We start from the raw sequence: 15,755 nt of genomic DNA on the forward strand, positions 1-15,755 counted from the left end.
TTTTTCTTGCTGATTTCATGCTATAATGAAATCAATTATAGGAGTAATCATATTAGATGGAGGACCTAAAGGTGACACACAATCGACTAGCATGGGATGAGTATTTTGCAGCTCAGGCCTTACTGATTTCGAATCGGGCGACCTGTAATCGGGCGAAAGTAGGGGCTGTTCTGGTTAAGGATAATAAGGTCATTGCAACCGGCTATAATGGGTCTGTTTCTGGAACAGATCATTGTTTAGAGGACGGCTGTCTCATGGTCGAGGGACACTGTGTTCGGACGATTCATGCGGAAGTTAATGCTATTTTGCAAGGAGCTGAAAGAGGAATTCCCAAAGGCTTCACAGCTTATGTCACGCATTTTCCTTGTCTCAATTGTACTAAGCAGTTACTCCAAGTTGGCTGCAAGCGGGTGGTATACATCCATCAATACCGCATCGATGAATATGCCGAATACCTCTACCGTGAAAAAGAAGTAGAACTGGTTCATCTCCCATTGGAATTGGTTAAAGAAGCTATTGCAGAGGCAGACTTCATTTAAAAAAATCCTGTCTAAAATTTGATATAGATCTAATAGAAAGCTTGTTTTTGAGATCACGCTTGGCTGATTCGTCTAGAGGAAGGAGAGTGTGAAGATACGTAAAATTTGCTATCTAATTTTCTTATTCGCCCAGGGACCTGGGGTTGTTGTTATATGAAAGGTAGGAAACCGTGATGACAGACCAAGAGAAACATTTTGAAGAAAATAAGGAACCTAGTAAGATCAGTGAAGATCATCCCAATTCTGTATTTGTTCAGAATCCTCCAAAAGAAAATAGCTTACATTCTATTCTTCTTTCAGTGACCTTTTACTTATCCATTATCTATCTTGTATTGTTTGTCTCTTTATTTGCACTTTCGGGTTATGGATGGGGATTTGTCGTTTTGATTTTCCTTGGTCCAAACTTATTAAGTCTTGCGATTGGGGCCTTTCTAATTCGACTAGGGATGAAGAAGGGAAATAAAAGCCTTCTTTATGCGAGTATTGGACTCTATCTGCTGTCAATCATCTTGGCTTTTGATCCAGACTGGGAAATATTTCGAATTGCTCCCTTATGTTTAGTTGTTCTGGATTTAATCGGAACACTCCTGGTTAAAGAAGAGAAAAGCTATTGAAATATGAGGTAGGTGTAAACAATCCTAGTCAATAAAGGATTTGGGTCGATGAATACCATATTTATATCAGGTCTTCCTGTCTATTTTGAAGTGCTATTATTAAAAAGGATTAATAAGAAAGTTAGGAGATAACAATGACAGATCAACATCTACATTCTGAAACAAACCAAGAAAAAGAGGGAATGCCAGAAAAATATGTTCAGCCACCAATGGCGGAACAAGGCCAAGAAAATCCTGTTCAGCCACCAATTGTTGAGCAAGATCAACAAAAATCTGTTCCTACTTCAGTAGCTCTAACTCTAGCTTTTTGCATAGCTCTCGGCTATCTTGGCTTCCTTGTATGTGCTGGAGTTGCGTTAGGAGAGTGGGGAATTTTGATTCTAGCTTTCCTATGGCGCCATATCCTTTGTTTTATTATTGCGACCATCCTGCTCTGGTACGGGAAAAGGATGGGCAACAAAACAACTCTTTACATAGCTGCAGGTATTTATTTTGTTTCGATGATTGTGGCGCATGATCCTGCTTGGTCGTTATTTTTCTTTTCATCCCTTATAATGACAACACTGGTTTTTATTGGAACTGTAATGTTTAATAATGGAGAGTGAGGATAGAAGATAGGAGGATAAATCCTATCTTTTTTATATAGTAAGTAAAGTTAGAGATAGCGATTACAATCTGTGTTATAATGAGAGATAATAAATCAATTTATACTTTAGTTTTATTATGGAGGGAGTTATATGTCTCGAAAAAAATGGTACCAGGGACTAATTTATTTAGTTGCCATTCTTTATATTTCGTCTGTTTGGATAACTGGAGCTCTAGAATTTTCCAGTGGAAATAGCTCGGATCCTCTAGTGTCACTAACTAGTCTATTAGAATTACCTATCTACGGTTTCATCTGCTGGTTTTTATGGAAAATTCAGGAGAGAAAACTAAATGTTGAAGGATTGGTAGGGCTTTTAATTTTATTAGTTAGTTACTTTGTTACTGATCTATTAATTTTTAATTTTCATCTAAACAAGTTATTTATACTAGTAATTATAATTGGTCTTTGCTCTCTGTCTACATTTATGCTACTAATGAATGTGGAGCTGAAACAGCTCTTGCTTTCGTGGAAGAGTAGACGTAGTTGGCAAACTGGGACTTGTTTTCTTGGCCTAGGATTAGCGACTTTCGAACTGTCTAATTATAGCTCACCATTTTTTGCGGTTTTTTCTGATGCAACCATCCATTTTTTTCTTAAGTTTGCCTTTAATGCTGCTGTCGTTTTACTATTTTTAATCTTAATGACGAAAGAAGATTTAAAATCCTTAAAATTGTATTCGACTATCTTGTTGCTACTATGTTCGGTTAAAATAATTGCTTATTTCGGGCAACCTTATTATTCACCTGCTACATTAATTTTTTACTTCGTTTTATCTATTTATCAAGTGTGTCGTGTTAATGGTGTTTTTGATAAATATGCTGTAGAAGCGGTACCTGAGAATGGATTGGAGGAAATAAGTGAAATTTCTGAAATGGAACTGTTGAAATTGAATGGCAAAAGTGATGAAATGATAAATGAAAATCCTGAGGGGAGTGAAAGCCAAGCTGATTCTGGCAACTATCAAAAAGGGCTTTCACTAAATTCACCTTGGCTATTGACATCTTTGGCTATAACTGTGTTAAGCCTCAGTTTTCTTTTTACTGAACTCATTAATTCAGGAAGCTATGCTAGCCTATATCTAGTTTTTGCTTTTATTCATCATGGGTTTTATCTTATTGCAACGATTTTACTTTGGTTAGGAATGAAGAGTGGTAAAACAGGATTTTTAACTGCAGCGATAATATTTTTTGGGCTCTCCTTTTTTTGGACCCGTAGGCCTGTATCGATTCTGTTAGTAATCCTCATATGGATTGGTTCTCGGGGTAGTAAAGAAAAAAGAGTGAGTTAAAAGATATAGTTTAAAACTATATCTTTTTCTTTTTAGAAACAAAGAAGCTTTAAGGGAAATTATGTTATAATGAAGTGTTATATGGTCCCGATAAGGTGATAGGAATTAATTGTATGAGATCTCCTATCAGTACTTTGTAACTCTATAACACTATTTTTAAAGGGGGGACATTTTTATGTCAGAACGTAAACTTTTCACGTCTGAATCGGTATCTGAGGGTCATCCAGATAAGATTGCAGACCAAATTTCAGATGCTATTTTGGATGCTATTTTAGAGCAAGACCCAGAAGCACACGTGGCTGCTGAAACAGCTGTTTATACAGGTTCAGTCCATGTCTTCGGTGAAATTTCAACAAATGCCTATGTCGATATTAACCGTGTGGTTCGTGATACCATTGCAGAAATTGGCTATACCAATACAGAATATGGTTTCTCTGCTGAAACTGTTGGAGTACACCCATCATTGGTGGAACAATCTCCTGATATCGCTCAAGGGGTAAACGAAGCCCTAGAAGTACGTGGGAATGCGGATCAAGATCCACTCGATTTGATTGGTGCTGGTGACCAAGGTCTCATGTTTGGTTTTGCGGTGGATGAAACAGAAGAACTCATGCCATTGCCAATTTCACTCAGCCACAAGTTGGTTCGTCGCTTGGCAGAGCTCCGCAAGTCTGGTGAAATTAGCTACCTTCGCCCAGATTCCAAATCTCAAGTTACTGTTGAGTATGATGAAAATGACCAGCCGGTGCGCGTGGATACAGTTGTTATTTCCACCCAACACGATCCAGATGTCAGCAATGAACAAATCCACGAAGATGTGATTAACAAGGTCATTAAAGAAGTGATTCCAGCTTCTTACCTAGATGATGAGACTAAATTCTTTATCAATCCAACAGGTCGTTTCGTTATCGGAGGACCTCAAGGAGACTCAGGTTTGACGGGTCGTAAGATTATTGTGGATACCTATGGTGGTTATTCACGTCACGGTGGTGGTGCCTTCTCTGGTAAGGATGCCACTAAGGTGGACCGTTCAGCTTCTTATGCAGCTCGCTACATTGCTAAAAATATTGTTGCAGCAGGTCTTGCTAAGAAAGCAGAAGTGCAATTGGCTTATGCGATTGGGGTTGCTCAACCTGTCTCTGTTCGGATTGATACCTTTGGTACAGGAACAGTTGCTGAAAGCAAATTAGAAGCAGCAGCGCGTCAAATCTTTGACCTTCGTCCAGCAGGAATCATCCAAATGCTTGACCTCAAACGTCCAATCTACCGTCAAACAGCGGCTTATGGACATATGGGACGTACAGATATCGATCTTCCATGGGAACGTTTGGACAAGGTAGAAGCCTTGAAAGAAGCTGTAAAATAATTCGTTGAAATAGAAAAGTTAGGGTTAAGCTGATCCTAGCTTTTTTTCGTTTTGAAAATTCCTACAGATGGAAAAATAGGTCCATCTGTGGTATAATAGATGCAGTATTTTAAATACGTTGTCCCTTTTATTTCCGTTGCAAAAAACGATAGTAAAAGGAAAAAGACTTGAAAGAGCTAATGAATTATTAAAATGAAAAAAATTGTAATAAATGGTGGTCGCCCTTTAAAAGGAGAGGTGACCATTAGTGGTGCAAAAAATAGTGTAGTAGCCCTGATTCCGGCGACCATTCTGGCGGATGACATCGTGACCCTTGATGGGGTACCGGATATCTCAGATGTTGCAAGTCTGATTGACATCATGACTATCATGGGGGCTACGATCGAGCGCAAAGAAGACAGTTTGATCATTGATCCACGTGGGGTGAAGAATATGCCCATGCCATTTGGAAAGATCAACAGTTTAAGAGCTTCCTATTATTTCTATGGTAGCTTGTTAGGACGCTATGGTCAAGCAACTGTTGGACTACCTGGTGGGTGTGACCTTGGACCACGTCCAATCGATTTGCATTTGAAGGCCTTTGAAGCGATGGGGGCTGCCATGACTATGGATGGTTCCAGTATGAAGCTTGCGACAGATGGCAAGCCTCTTCAAGGTGCGAATATCTATATGGACACTGTGAGTGTCGGTGCAACGATCAATACGATTTTGGCGGCCGTCAAGGCTGAAGGTCGGACAGTGATCGAAAATGCTGCGCGGGAACCTGAAATTATCGATGTGGTGACCTTGCTTAACAATATGGGAGCCCATATTCGTGGAGCAGGGACAGATATGATTATCATTGATGGTGTTTCACATTTGCATGGAACGAGACATCAGGTGATTCCAGATCGCATCGAAGCAGGAACCTATATTGCCCTTGCAGCTGCTATCGGAGAAGGTATCCAGATCAATAATGTCCTGTATGAGCATTTGGAGAGCTATATTGCTAAGTTAGAGGAAATGGGTGTGCGCATGACCATTTCTGAAGATAGCATCTTTGTAGAAAAGCAAACAGGCTTGAAGGCCATCCAGATCAAAACCTCTCCTTATCCTGGTTTTGCGACTGATTTGCAACAACCGATCACACCTTTGCTCTTAACAGCAGCAGGACGTGGGCGAATTGTTGATACGATTTATGAAAAACGGGTCAACCATGTGCCAGAATTGGCTAAAATGGGGGCTACTATCTCGACCTTGAACGACCACATTATCTATGAAGGGCCAAATCAATTGACAGGATCCAGTGTGAAAGCGACGGATCTTCGAGCTGGTGCGGCTTTAGTGATCGCAGGTCTCATGGCTTCTGGAACAACAGAAATTACAAATGTGGAATACATCCTTCGCGGGTATTCAGATATTATTCATAAATTGACCCAACTTGGAGCAAATATCCAGTTGGTGGAGGAATAGTGACAGAGCTAGAGATCTGATAGTGGCAGCTGGTTACACGAACTATGGAGTTTGAGATGAATATTTGGACGCACTTAGCTGCCAATTCACTAATTGAAACACAAAGGTTGTATTTACGACCTTTTCTCTTTGAGGATGCGGAAGATTTTTATAAGATTGCTTCTAATCCTGAAAATTTACAATTTATCTTTCCTGCACAAGCAGATCTTACTGAAACTCAGTATGTACTAGCCAACTATTTCATGAAAAATCCTTTGGGGGTTTGGGCCATCTGTGATAAGGAAACCAATCAGATGATCGGCTCCATCAAATTTGAAAAGTTGGATGAAATCAAGGGTGAGGCTGAGTTAGGCTACTTTTTACGCAAAGATTTTTGGGGAAAGGGCTTCATGACTGAAGCGGTCAAAGAGTTGGTTTATCTCTCATTTGAGAAATTTCAATTGAAGGAGCTTAAGATTGTCACCCATGTTGAAAATGCAGGGAGTCAAAAGGTCGCTTTAAAGGTTGGCTTTCGTCTCTTTCGTCAATTTAAAGGGAGTGACCGTTATACGCGTAAAATGCGCGATTATTATGATTTCCGCCTAGGTAGAGGGGACTTCTATGAGTAAACACCAAGAGATTTTAGACTATCTCGAAAAATTACCGATTGGAAAACGGGTCAGTGTTCGGAGTATTTCCAATTTTTTGAATGTCAGTGATGGAACGGCTTATCGTGCCATTAAAGAAGCTGAAAATCAAGGAATTGTAGAAACGCGTCCTAGAAGTGGGACCATCCGTGTTAAATCAAAAAAGGCTGTACTAGAGCATTTGACGTATCGAGAAATCCAGGAAATTACCGGTTCGGAAATCTTAGCTGGTGAAGAGGGGCTCGAAAAAGAATTTAATAAATTCTACATCGGTGCCATGACGGAGAAGCACGTCCTAGACTATGTGTCTGAAGGGGGCCTTTTGATCGTAGGAGACCGCACCAGCATTCAACGATTGGCATTAAAGCATGACAATGCAGTCTTGGTGACAGGTGGCTTTGAGGTCAGTGAGGATGTGATTGATCTGGCCAATCAGGTACAAATCCCAGTCATCCGAACTTCACATGACACCTATACCGTTGCTACTATGATCAATAAGGCCTTGTCCAACATGCAGATCAAGACAGATATCTTGACGGTGGAGCAGGTCTATCGGCCTTTTCATGAGTATGGTTATCTTTCTGAAACTGATACGGTAAGGGATTATTTAGATCTAGTTCGAAAGAATCGCTTTAGCCGCTTTCCGGTTGTCAATCAACACCAGATGGTAGTGGGTGTCGTGACCATGCGAGATGCTGGTGATAAGGCACCTCAGACGACCCTAGATAAGGTGATGTCGCGGACCATCTTTACCACCAATCTATCCACCAGCATTGCGACCATTAGCCAGCGGATGATTGCTGAAGATTATGAGATGATTCCTGTGATTCGCACTAACCAGACCTTGCTGGGTGTCATTACGCGTCGGGATGTCATGGATCGGATTAGCAAGGTGCAATTTTCGAGCTTGCCAACCTTTAGTGAGCAAATCGGTCAAAAGATTCAAGCAGAGAACGACTATTACCAATTCACAGTAGAGCCAAGTATGCTGGAGAAAAGTGGTGTTTTGGCCAATGGGGTCATGATCGAAGTGCTGATGAAGGTTATTCGCAAGATGATGCAACACAGTGGGCGTAGCTTGATTGTCGAACAGCTGATCATTCATTTTTTACAAGCTGTGCAGGTGGACGATGTGATCCGCATTGAACCACAACTTGTTCGGCGAACCAGACGTTCAGCCTTGGTTGATTTTAGTTTGTATCTAGATTTGCAGCTGGTCGCGAAAGCAACCATTACCATTAAGATTAATTAAACAAGAGAAATGAGGAGACAATGATTACATTAAAATCACAACGTGAAATTGAAGCCATGGATCGTGCAGGAGATTTCCTTGCCAGCATCCATATTGGATTGCGTGACTTGATCAAGCCAGGGCTTGACCTTTGGGAAGTAGAAGAATATGTCCGCCGTCGCTGTAAAGAAGCCAATGTCTTACCACTTCAAATTGGAGTAGAAGGCAGTCTCATGGACTATCCTTACGCGACTTGTTGCGGTTTAAATGATGAGGTTGCCCATGCTTTTCCCCGTCATGTTATCCTGAAAGATGGTGATCTCCTCAAGGTAGATATGGTCTTATCTGAGCCACTCGACAAGTCTGTTCTGGATGTTTCAAAATTAGATTTTGATAATGTAGCCCAAGTGAAGAAATACACTGAGTCCTATACTGGTGGCTTGGCGGACTCTTGCTGGGCTTATGAGGTTGGAAATGTTTCGCAAGAAGTCAAAGATTTGATGGACGTGACTAAAGAATGTCTTTACAAAGGAATTGAGAAAGCAGTCGTAGGCAATCGCTTGGGAGATATTGGCGCAGCGATTCAAGAGTATGCGGAAAGCAAAGGCTATGGTGTGGTGCGTGACTTGGTCGGCCACGGTGTCGGCCCTACCATGCATGAAGAACCAATGGTACCGCATTACGGTCGTGCTGGACGCGGTCTTCGTTTGCGTGAAGGGATGGTCTTGACGATTGAGCCAATGATCAATACCGGTACTTGGGAGATTGATACGGATATGGAAACTGGTTGGGCCCATAAGACCCTCGACGGTGGCCTTTCTTGTCAATACGAGCATCAATTTGTGATTACAAAAGATGGTCCAGTGATCCTAACTAGTCAAGGTGAAGAAGGAACTTACTAAAAGATTGAGAGGAAAGAATGGAGCTGAAGGCACGTGTCTGGTTTCGCTCTTTGCTCTTTTTTAGTAAAATGGGGAGGTGACGAATGAAAAAGGTCCTACAAAAAGTACTTGGACAGCCATTTATAAAGGGCTTCGTGCGGTTTTATCAGAGTGCAGAGTCTGATATCACCAGTATTGCAGTTGCCTATTATTTGCTGATCTCCATTTTTCCTTTGATGCTGATTGCAGCAAATATCTTGCCCTACTTTCATATTCGTCCTACCCAGATTCTTTTGAGCTTACAAAAAGTCTTGCCAGCTTCCTTATATCGAATAGTGGCACAGATGATTTCGAGCGTGTTGACCAAACCCTCGACAGGATTACTGAGTTTTTCGATTGTTTCCGCTTTGTGGATCTTCTCTCAGAGTATTGCCTACCTCCAAAAAGCCTATAACAAGAGTTACGGGGTGGAAAAGGAGCGTGGTATTATCTGGGGGCGACTCTTTAGCTTTCTGATCAGTTTTGCCTTGCAGGGTTTGTTTGGGCTCTCGCTCATTCTTTCCATGTTTGGAAAAATGATCGTTCGCTATCTCTATCAGACCTTTTCATTTGATCGGACAATTTATGTGCGTTTACTGAATTTGACAGAGCCGACCATCTACTTCTTGCTCTTTGTCAGTCTGGTCTTGCTCTATTACACCCTTCCAAATGTTAAAATTCCAAAATTTAGATATGTTTTTCCAGGGGCGACCTTTGTGGTTGTTGTCCTGTATGCGATCTTGAATATCTTTTGGAAATATGTAGATCGCTATGTGAATCATTTCTTGGATGCTCGTTTCTTTGGTTCAGTCGTCCTAGCGGTTATTATGTTTTGGTTTATCTTGGTAGCTAAAATCATGATAATTGGTTGTATTTTAAACGCCAGTGTTCAATTTGCCAGAGAAGCCAAATTCCAAACGCGTAATGGAGAAATTGTTTCCAAATTAAAAACGGAAGAAGTAGCCTTTCGGCATAGAGAAACTTCATTAAAATTAAAACAACGATTACGTCTAAAAAATAGAGATAAAAGGAAAGAATAGAAATCAGATGGTATCTGGTTTCTTTTTTTGTTGATTTTTATTGCATTTGCAACAAAAATATGTTACTCTATTTCTAACAAGAAAGGAGGAGTGAGATGAGTATTTTGCGTGAGATTGGTATCATTGCGCGAGCGCTGGATTCTATTTCAAATATCGAATTTAGAGATTTAGATTTAGCACGTGGTCAATATCTCTACCTGGTGCGAATTGCAGAGCAACCTGGAATGATTCAGGAAGAACTCTCTGAGGTCTTGAAAGTAGATCGATCCACCGTTGCAAGGTCCGTAAAAAAACTAGAAGGACGTGGCTTGATTCAGCAACGTCCGAGAGGGGAAAATCTCAAAACAAAGGAATGGGAGTTAACTGAAAAAGGTAAGCAGATTTACCCCTTCATTTTAGGGGAGCATCTTTACTCTGAGAGAACTGCTTTAAAAGGATTTTCCAAAAAAGAAGTCTTACAGTTAGAAGAGTACCTCATCCGAGTTCGTGAGAATATCACCTTGGATTGGGAACTAGTTAAAAAAGGTAAAAAAAGAAATTATAGTGAGGTAAAGCAATGAAAGTAACAGTTGATCAAGCATTTTGGGATTTGTTCCCAACAGCTAGAATTACAGTGATGTCCTTGTATGGCATTGATAATACAGTAGATGAAGCCAAGGATCCTTATTTCAAAGAGTTGTTGGACAAGGGTGCCAAGAGAGCATGGGAATTTATCGATGAAGAAAACTATACCCAGAGTGGGTTCGTTCAAGAGTGGCGCCAAGCTTTTAGCAAGTTCAAAACAAAAAAAGGAGCACGATCTTCCATCGAAGCACTCTTAAAACGGGTTCATCAGGGACGTGAATTTTATCCGATTAATCCCTTGGTTGATTTATACAATAGTGTGTCTATGGCTTATGCTCTTCCTTGTGGGGGAGAAGATATGGATAAATTGGTGGGTGGACTCTCTCTAGGACAAGCGAAAGGAGGCGAACCGTTCTTTCCATTAGGGGCTGAAGAAGATGCGCCAGCTTTGGAAGGGGAGATCATCTACTATGACCAAGAAGGAGCCGTTTGTCGTTGCTTGAATTGGCGTGAGGCTCAAAGAACCATGCTAACTGAAGATACGAAGGACGCTATTTTGGTGATTGAAGCCATTGATGAGGTACAGGCCAAACGTGCACAAACAGCTATGCAGGAATTGAAAGACCTAGCCAAGGATTATTTTGGGGTCGAAGGAACGATCTATCAATTAAGTGCAGAGCATGCAAGTATAGAAGTTTAAAATAATAAGGCTGAAACAATTGTTTCAAGCCTTGTTTTTATTTTTAAAGACAAAGAGTTTACTAAAGACATAATTGAGGAGCACTATAGCGACTTGCGCAAAGAGGGTTTCAATTAGATTGATTTGACTCTTGTTGTTGTGGACAAATTGCCCGATGATTCCTGGGAATTGCTTGACAAAAATCTCGGTCAAGGCCATGTCTAGTATAAAGGTCCCAGAGCGGGCAATCGCAAATCGGATCAAGCGCTGAAACCAGCCCTTTCTTTCTTGCTTAAAGACGATGGTATCGTTGGTCGCAAAGGCAAAGAGGATCCCAGCAATGTTTCCAATCGCTGTCGCCAATCGTTCATCACGAGACATATGATAGATGAAGAGGCGGGTTCCGACGGAAACAAGGGTTGTTGCCACACCAAAGAAGAGATAGGATAAAATTTCATTATCAAAAAATTTTTTAATGAGTGTTTTCATAAATTCAGTCTACCATAAAACCTCAAAATATGCTATACTTGAAAGGTTGAAGAAATAAACCTTCGACCCTTGGTGCTTAAGATCCTTTCGCCAAGCATATTAAACGCGGGAAAACCGCTAAAGGAGAATAGATGAAACAGTTAACTGCTCGTGATATGGCACAAATTGCCATTGTTGCTGCGATTTATATCGTATTGACCATTACCCCACCTCTCAATGCTATGGCCTACTATGGCTATCAATTCCGTGTTTCGGAAATGATGAATTTCTTAGCCTTCTACAATAAGAAGTACTTGATTGGAGTGACTCTTGGTTGTATGATTGCTAACTTATTTAGTTTTGGGTGGATCGATGTCTTTGTTGGTGGAGGTTCAACCTTTGTCTTCTTAGGACTTGGACTCATTCTATTTGGTCGTTTTAAAAACAAGTTCTTGTTTGATGGTCTTATTCGATTGGACCATTTCTTGTTTGCGATTTTCTTTTCCATTTCCATGTTTACGATTGCCTTGGAACTTTATTACCTTCAAGGCCAACCATTCTTCTATAACTGGTTGACCATGGGAGTGGGTGAATTTGCATCCTTGATTTTTGGAGCGATTGTGATCAATCAACTTTCTAAACGGATTGATTTTACAAAATAAGAAAAGGGAGCTTTGACTCCTTTTTTTCATGCTCAGAATGGAGTAAATTCAAGGCTAAATTAAGATTTTATGATAAAATAAGAACATGAAAACCAGAATAAAAGAATTAGTGGAATTACTCAATCGCTATGCTTATGAGTATTACACAAAAGACGCTCCATCTGTTTCAGATAGTGAGTATGATCAATTATATCGGGAGTTGGTGGAACTAGAAGCCGCTCATCCAGATGAGATCTTACCAGAGAGCCCAACTCACCGTGTAGGTGGTGTGGTTTTAAAAGGCTTTACCAAATACCAGCACCAGTATCCCCTTTATAGTTTGCAGGATGCTTTTTCGCGTGAAGAATTAGAAGTCTTTGATCAGCGTGTCCGTAAGGAATTTCCTTCCATCAGCTATGTATGTGAGTTGAAGATCGATGGCTTGTCCATTTCCCTCACCTATGAAAATGGTGTCCTCGTAACGGGGGCAACACGTGGAGATGGTTCTGTCGGTGAGGATATTACAGAGAATCTCAAGCGGGTCAAGGACATTCCTTTGGTGTTACCAGAGCCAGTGAACATTACAGTTCGAGGCGAGTGCTACATGCCACGGGCTTCCTTTGATCGGGTCAATCAGATCCGTCAGGAAAATGGTGAATCTGAATTTGCCAATCCACGAAATGCTGCGGCAGGAACGCTCCGCCAATTGGATACGAAAATTGTGGCTAAGCGGAATCTTTCCACTTTCTTGTACCAAGAAGTGAGTCCAACCGACCAGAGCAGTCAGGAAGGCGTGCTTGAAAAATTGGCCCGCTTAGGATTTGTTGTAAACCAGGAGCGAGTGCTGGCTGAGGATATGGATCAAATCTGGAACTTTATCCAAAAAGTAGCTCAGCTTCGAGAGGACCTTTCCTACGATATCGATGGGATCGTCATCAAGGTCAATGACTTAGCTGTTCAAGAAGAACTAGGCTTTACTGTTAAAGCTCCTAAATGGGCTGTCGCTTATAAGTTTCCAGCAGAAGAAAAAGAAGCGAAAATCCTCTCGGTGGATTGGACCGTTGGACGGACCGGTGTGGTGACGCCAACTGCCAATCTAACGCCAGTCCAGCTAGCAGGAACCACTGTTAGTCGCGCAACCCTGCACAATGTGGATTACATTGCTGAAAAAGATATTCATCAGGAAGATACCGTCATTGTTTACAAGGCGGGTGATATTATTCCTGCGGTCTTGCGTGTTGTTAAAGATAAACGGGTATCTGATCAAGCATTAGCCATTCCAACTCATTGTCCGAGCTGCCAGAGTGAGTTGCTTCATTTTGAGGATGAGGTGGCCCTTCGCTGTATCAATCCGCTCTGTCCAGCTCAGATTAAGGAAGGATTGAACCACTTTGCAAGTCGGGATGCTATGAATATCACAGGCTTGGGTCCAGCTGTTGTAGAGAAACTCTTCGCAGCTCAGTTGGTAGAGGATGTAGCTGGGATCTATCGTCTGACAGTCGAGGATCTATTGACCTTAGAAGGCTTCAAAGAAAAATCTGCTGAAAAACTCTATGAAGCCATACAAATTTCAAAAGAGAATTCAGCCGAAAAGTTACTCTTTGGTTTGGGGATCCGCCATGTTGGTAGCAAGGTTAGTCAAATCTTGCTCCAAGAATTCCATGACCTCGATCAATTGGCTGCAGCAGATCCAGAACGGATTTCCAGCATTGATAGTCTCGGTATGGTCGTGGCTGAAAGTCTCAAGTCTTATTTTGCGCAAGAAGGATCCAAGCGCCTATTGCAAGAGCTAAAAGAAGCTGGAGTCAATCTTTCTTATCTTGGTGAAAAAGTCGTTGCTGATGCAGCCCTATCAGGAATGACAGTTGTTTTGACTGGGAAACTAGAGCGACTCACGCGTTCAGAAGCAAAGGCCAAATTAGAGAGTCTGGGTGCTAAGGTAACTGGATCAGTTTCCAAAAAAACAGATTTGGTCGTTGCAGGTAGTGACGCTGGTAGTAAGTTAACCAAAGCACAAGAATTAGGAATCCAGGTAGAAGATGAGGCCTGGCTTGAAAGTTTGTAGAGGATCTTTATGGTAGAACGAATCAAAAAAGCCCGTTTAATTTATAATCCGACCTCTGGGCAAGAAATTATCAGGAAAAATATTGCGGAAGTCTTAGATGTACTTGAAGACGTGGGCTATGAAACCAGCGCCTATCAAACGACTCCAGAACCATTTTCTGCCCAAAATGAAGCAGAAAGAGCCGCTAAAGCCGGCTTTGATTTAATCATTGCCGCTGGTGGAGATGGTACGATTAACGAAGTGGTCAATGGGGTTGCAGGTCTGGAAAATCGTCCGCAGATGGCCTTTATTCCAACAGGCACAACCAATGACTATGCGCGTGCCTTGAAGATCCCAATGGGAGATCCAGTGGCAGCTGCCCGCATTATCGAAAAGAATCAAACCATTCAAATGGATATTGGTCGTGCCTATGGTAGTAAGTATTTCATCAATATTGCTGCAGCAGGAACCATGACAGAATTGACCTTCAGTGTTCCAAGTAGTGTTAAATCTCGCCTGGGTTACTTTGCCTATGTGGCAGAAGCAGCTAAAATGTTGCCGAGAAACAAGGCTCGTAAGGTGCGGATCGAACACGATAATGGCGTTTTTGAAGGTCCAGCTTCGATGATTTTTGTGGCCTTGACCAACTCTATTGCTGGCTTTGAAAGTGTCGCACCGGATGCTAAGCTAGATGATGGAAACTTCACCTTGATTATCGTAAAAACTGCTAAGCTCTTTAACATGTTGTCCTTGATGATTCAGGCCATTAATGGTGGCAAGCATGTGCACGATGAAAATGTAGAATATCTCAAGACTAAGAAATTGTCGATCGAAATGTTAGGGAAAAATGCTCAACCATTCCGCATCAATTTAGATGGCGAATATGGGGGAGATACTCCAGTTGAATTGGAAGTCTTTCATAATCACTTGGAATTCTTTGCGAATATTGATGAAATCAACAACGATGCTTTGGTTCACACATCTGAAGAATAAAAACAAATAGTTAGAGCCATGTACGTGTTTTACGAGGAATGGTTCCTTCGGTATTAAATTGGAAATAGGAAAATGTTATGCGACAATACCATGTAAAGCTTTATTTTCATAAGCAAAAAGGAAATTATTTTGCCTATGATATGTGGCAGTGGCAGGATCAAGTAGAAGGAAAATCAGTCTCTTTCTCCAAGTTGGATTATTTTGGAGTAGAGGGAAATCTGGTATACGAGAGTGAGGATGCCTTGAGTCGGGGTCATGTCTTGGTTAAAGAGGGAGATTGGCTCACCAAAACCCGTGATTTTGAAATCGAACTCTTACCAGAAGGGCATGTTCGAGAAGTTTGGATTCTCGATGGGGACGATACTGTCTATTATTCATTGCAAGCTGCTTTGACGAGTCATGCTTATAGTCATCGTCAGCCTCATGCCTACGATATGGCGACCCATGCCAAGGAATTTGACACCAAATGGGCTTATCAAGGCTGGCTTGGTTATCGCGAAGAAGAAGGGGAGTATTGCTTTAAGCTGTGGGCCCCTACGGCTAAGAAAGTTGAATTGTTGCTCTATCAATCAACAGAGTTGGATGCGCCTATTTGGAAGACTATTCCGATGATGCGAGGCAAACAAGAGTCTAGCTACCATCCA

At 41.4% G+C, this 15,755-nt stretch carries 17 protein-coding genes and 1 riboswitch; of the genes, 16 read left to right on the top strand and 1 reads right to left on the bottom strand.

Going from position 1 to position 15,755, the window contains the following annotated elements:
- The first annotated feature begins 71 nt into the window (after positions 1-71).
- The 12 genes from AB5Y61_RS04550 (at position 72) to AB5Y61_RS04605 (ending at position 10,986) form a co-directional block, all read left to right on the top strand.
- Entirely contained in the window at positions 72-539 is a 468-nt protein-coding gene (locus AB5Y61_RS04550) for a cytidine/deoxycytidylate deaminase family protein (protein ID WP_368403310.1), read from the top strand.
- Positions 540-712: 173 nt separating this feature from the next.
- Entirely contained in the window at positions 713-1,153 is a 441-nt protein-coding gene (locus AB5Y61_RS04555) for a hypothetical protein (RefSeq protein ID WP_368403311.1), read from the top strand.
- Between the two features lie 134 nt (positions 1,154-1,287).
- On the top strand, positions 1,288-1,758 hold the full coding sequence (locus tag AB5Y61_RS04560) for a hypothetical protein (protein ID WP_045759308.1): 471 nt from the start codon (positions 1,288-1,290) through the stop codon (positions 1,756-1,758).
- A gap of 132 nt (positions 1,759-1,890) precedes the next feature.
- The gene (locus AB5Y61_RS04565; RefSeq protein ID WP_368403312.1) at positions 1,891-3,087 is read left to right on the top strand and encodes a hypothetical protein; all 1,197 of its coding nucleotides are present in this window, start codon (positions 1,891-1,893) and stop codon (positions 3,085-3,087) included.
- A 175-nt stretch (positions 3,088-3,262) separates the two neighbouring features.
- Positions 3,263-4,453, top strand: a complete 1,191-nt coding sequence (metK, locus tag AB5Y61_RS04570) for a methionine adenosyltransferase (protein ID WP_368403313.1) — start codon at positions 3,263-3,265, stop codon at positions 4,451-4,453.
- A 192-nt stretch (positions 4,454-4,645) separates the two neighbouring features.
- On the top strand, positions 4,646-5,905 hold the full coding sequence (locus AB5Y61_RS04575; protein WP_045759317.1) for a UDP-N-acetylglucosamine 1-carboxyvinyltransferase: 1,260 nt from the start codon (positions 4,646-4,648) through the stop codon (positions 5,903-5,905).
- 56 nt (positions 5,906-5,961) lie between these two features.
- Positions 5,962-6,513 carry a GNAT family N-acetyltransferase gene (locus AB5Y61_RS04580; protein ID WP_368403314.1) on the top strand — a complete coding sequence of 184 codons (552 nt, stop codon included), beginning with the start codon at positions 5,962-5,964 and terminating at the stop codon, positions 6,511-6,513.
- Positions 6,506-7,783 (top strand): CBS-HotDog domain-containing transcription factor SpxR, encoded by a 1,278-nt coding sequence (gene spxR, locus AB5Y61_RS04585; protein ID WP_368403315.1) that lies wholly within the window; start codon positions 6,506-6,508, stop codon positions 7,781-7,783. The genes AB5Y61_RS04580 and spxR overlap by 8 nt, the downstream gene beginning before the upstream one ends.
- A 20-nt stretch (positions 7,784-7,803) precedes the next feature.
- Positions 7,804-8,664: a methionyl aminopeptidase gene (locus tag AB5Y61_RS04590; protein WP_368403316.1), complete on the top strand. Its 861-nt coding sequence runs from the start codon at positions 7,804-7,806 to the stop codon at positions 8,662-8,664.
- An 83-nt stretch (positions 8,665-8,747) separates the two neighbouring features.
- Positions 8,748-9,722, top strand: a complete 975-nt coding sequence (locus AB5Y61_RS04595) for a YihY/virulence factor BrkB family protein (protein WP_368403317.1) — start codon at positions 8,748-8,750, stop codon at positions 9,720-9,722.
- A gap of 95 nt (positions 9,723-9,817) precedes the next feature.
- Positions 9,818-10,282: a MarR family winged helix-turn-helix transcriptional regulator gene (locus tag AB5Y61_RS04600; protein WP_368403318.1), complete on the top strand. Its 465-nt coding sequence runs from the start codon at positions 9,818-9,820 to the stop codon at positions 10,280-10,282.
- Entirely contained in the window at positions 10,279-10,986 is a 708-nt protein-coding gene (locus tag AB5Y61_RS04605) for a B3/4 domain-containing protein (RefSeq protein ID WP_368403319.1), read from the top strand. The genes AB5Y61_RS04600 and AB5Y61_RS04605 overlap by 4 nt, the downstream gene beginning before the upstream one ends.
- Before the next feature lie 24 nt (positions 10,987-11,010).
- On the opposite strand, the gene AB5Y61_RS04610 is transcribed toward AB5Y61_RS04605, so the two are convergent.
- Positions 11,011-11,454 carry a GtrA family protein gene (locus AB5Y61_RS04610; RefSeq protein WP_368403320.1) on the bottom strand — a complete coding sequence of 148 codons (444 nt, stop codon included), beginning with the start codon at positions 11,452-11,454 and terminating at the stop codon, positions 11,011-11,013.
- A 28-nt stretch (positions 11,455-11,482) separates the two neighbouring features.
- A riboswitch (PreQ1 riboswitch) is annotated at positions 11,483-11,588 on the top strand.
- On the opposite strand from AB5Y61_RS04610, the gene AB5Y61_RS04615 reads away from it, so the two are divergent.
- From AB5Y61_RS04615 to AB5Y61_RS04630, 4 genes are all read left to right on the top strand, one after another.
- Positions 11,586-12,095 (top strand): QueT transporter family protein, encoded by a 510-nt coding sequence (locus tag AB5Y61_RS04615; protein ID WP_023917840.1) that lies wholly within the window; start codon positions 11,586-11,588, stop codon positions 12,093-12,095. Its footprint overlaps the riboswitch before it by 3 nt.
- An 85-nt stretch (positions 12,096-12,180) precedes the next feature.
- Positions 12,181-14,139: an NAD-dependent DNA ligase LigA gene (gene ligA / locus AB5Y61_RS04620; protein ID WP_368403321.1), complete on the top strand. Its 1,959-nt coding sequence runs from the start codon at positions 12,181-12,183 to the stop codon at positions 14,137-14,139.
- A 9-nt stretch (positions 14,140-14,148) separates the two neighbouring features.
- A complete protein-coding gene (locus tag AB5Y61_RS04625; protein WP_368403322.1) occupies positions 14,149-15,111 on the top strand; it encodes a diacylglycerol kinase family lipid kinase in 963 nt (320 codons plus the stop codon).
- Between the two features lie 77 nt (positions 15,112-15,188).
- Positions 15,189-15,755 (top strand): pullulanase-associated domain-containing protein (locus tag AB5Y61_RS04630; protein ID WP_368403323.1); only part of this gene is annotated, 567 nt, incomplete at its 3' end.

Source organism: Streptococcus parasanguinis, from assembly GCF_040908565.1.
Taxonomy (GTDB): Bacteria; Bacillota; Bacilli; order Lactobacillales; family Streptococcaceae; genus Streptococcus; species Streptococcus parasanguinis_AC.

Excerpts from the sequence above, each read along its gene's own strand:
- AB5Y61_RS04555 (WP_368403311.1), top strand. The coding sequence starts at position 713 with ATGACAGACCAAGAGAAACATTTTGAAGAAAATAAGGAACCTAGTAAG.
- AB5Y61_RS04560 (WP_045759308.1), top strand. The coding sequence starts at position 1,288 with ATGACAGATCAACATCTACATTCTGAAACAAACCAAGAAAAAGAGGGA.
- AB5Y61_RS04565 (WP_368403312.1), top strand. The coding sequence starts at position 1,891 with ATGTCTCGAAAAAAATGGTACCAGGGACTAATTTATTTAGTTGCCATT.
- metK (WP_368403313.1), top strand. The coding sequence starts at position 3,263 with ATGTCAGAACGTAAACTTTTCACGTCTGAATCGGTATCTGAGGGTCAT.
- AB5Y61_RS04575 (WP_045759317.1), top strand. The coding sequence starts at position 4,646 with ATGAAAAAAATTGTAATAAATGGTGGTCGCCCTTTAAAAGGAGAGGTG.
- AB5Y61_RS04580 (WP_368403314.1), top strand. The coding sequence starts at position 5,962 with ATGAATATTTGGACGCACTTAGCTGCCAATTCACTAATTGAAACACAA.
- spxR (WP_368403315.1), top strand. The coding sequence starts at position 6,506 with ATGAGTAAACACCAAGAGATTTTAGACTATCTCGAAAAATTACCGATT.
- AB5Y61_RS04590 (WP_368403316.1), top strand. The coding sequence starts at position 7,804 with ATGATTACATTAAAATCACAACGTGAAATTGAAGCCATGGATCGTGCA.
- AB5Y61_RS04595 (WP_368403317.1), top strand. The coding sequence starts at position 8,748 with ATGAAAAAGGTCCTACAAAAAGTACTTGGACAGCCATTTATAAAGGGC.
- AB5Y61_RS04600 (WP_368403318.1), top strand. The coding sequence starts at position 9,818 with ATGAGTATTTTGCGTGAGATTGGTATCATTGCGCGAGCGCTGGATTCT.
- AB5Y61_RS04605 (WP_368403319.1), top strand. The coding sequence starts at position 10,279 with ATGAAAGTAACAGTTGATCAAGCATTTTGGGATTTGTTCCCAACAGCT.
- AB5Y61_RS04610 (WP_368403320.1), bottom strand. The coding sequence starts at position 11,454 with ATGAAAACACTCATTAAAAAATTTTTTGATAATGAAATTTTATCCTAT.
- AB5Y61_RS04615 (WP_023917840.1), top strand. The coding sequence starts at position 11,586 with ATGAAACAGTTAACTGCTCGTGATATGGCACAAATTGCCATTGTTGCT.
- ligA (WP_368403321.1), top strand. The coding sequence starts at position 12,181 with ATGAAAACCAGAATAAAAGAATTAGTGGAATTACTCAATCGCTATGCT.
- AB5Y61_RS04625 (WP_368403322.1), top strand. The coding sequence starts at position 14,149 with ATGGTAGAACGAATCAAAAAAGCCCGTTTAATTTATAATCCGACCTCT.